Here is a 1,290-nt window from a genome sequence, read left to right as displayed (position 1 = left end):
TAGTTGTAGATTAGTATATCAATATCGTCAATTATATCAACAAAATATACCTGTGCAAATACGCTGGAAGTTCAAGCTAAAAGCGAATATTAGGCAACAAGCCTTAATGTCTGAGTGGCTTGTTACTTTGCGGAAACACAGAAATTATTGTTTGGCAGAACGTCAGCGCGGTTTTGAAACTAATAATCAGAAATCAGACGAGCTAGTGATGTACCAGTACGGTGCATTCTCCGATTTAGATAGTCGGGTTGAATATGGTTCTTACTGCCCTTTAACTTGCCCTATCGTTAAACATGGGGTGATGTCTGCTGAGTTAACAAAAAACAGTAAGAAACATGGTTTAGTTTGGGGACATGCTGCTGATATTCAAAGTAAAAGAACAACTGAATTACGCTCTGAGTCTGAATGGTATAGTCGGGTTAATTCAGATGTTTTGCAAGGCAACTTAGCTAAACTAGATACTGCTTACAATGGATTCTTCCAACATCAAAGAGGATTTCCAGCATTTCGCAAGGCATCTAACTTCAAAAGCTTTCAATTTAAGCCAGGACAAGTAAAGTTAACTGTCAACTACTCATCTAATAGTCGGCGATGCTATTCCCATGCGTATTTTCCTGGGCTAGGGACTATGCGTTATTTCGATAGTCGGACTATTCCAGTAGATGCTGATATTAGAACCGTAACAGTAATTAAAGAAGCTGATGGCTGGTACATGAGTGTATTGCTCAACCTATCAGAATCTTTGCCTGAAGTCTCAGATGTTGAAACCGTATCCTCAGCAGTAGGTATTGATGTAGGGATTAATAAGTTAATTTCCCTCACTGATGGCTCGTTTATTGAAAATCCTAAGTTCGCAACTAATAAGAAAACTCGCCGTCAACTAAGAATTAGGCAGCGCAGGGTAAACCGTAAAGTTAAGGGTTCTAAGAATCGTAAAAAAGCTGGCATAATAGTTGCAAAGCTGCATAAAAACATTGCTGACAAGCGGAATGCTCATCAATGGAAAGCAGCAAATATTGTTGTTGGTACTGCTGCGGCGATTGTTCAAGAGGAGCTAAATGTTAAAGCTATGAAGTCCCGATGTAAACCCAAAAGGGAGAAGGGAAGATTCATGGCTAATGGACAATCTGCAAAGCGCGGATTGAACCGATCTATATCTGATGCTAGTTGGGGTGAATTATTTTCTAAGATTGCTTGGTTAGCGTCAAAATCTGGTAAGCAAGTATTATCTATTAATCCTAAGTTTACTTCCCAAGAATGTTCAGCTTGTCATCATTTAGCACAAGCTAA

Annotated in this window: 1 protein-coding gene; it reads left to right on the top strand. The window is 39.1% G+C overall.

The window, feature by feature from the left end:
- Window positions 1-1,290 (top strand): RNA-guided endonuclease TnpB family protein (locus IQ246_RS29705; RefSeq protein WP_194006859.1); only part of this gene is annotated, 1,290 nt, incomplete at both ends.

The sequence above is a fragment of the aff. Roholtiella sp. LEGE 12411 genome (genome assembly GCF_015206995.1).
GTDB lineage: Bacteria > Cyanobacteriota > Cyanobacteriia > Cyanobacteriales > Nostocaceae > Komarekiella.
This window is presented reverse-complemented; position numbering and strand designations above follow the sequence as displayed.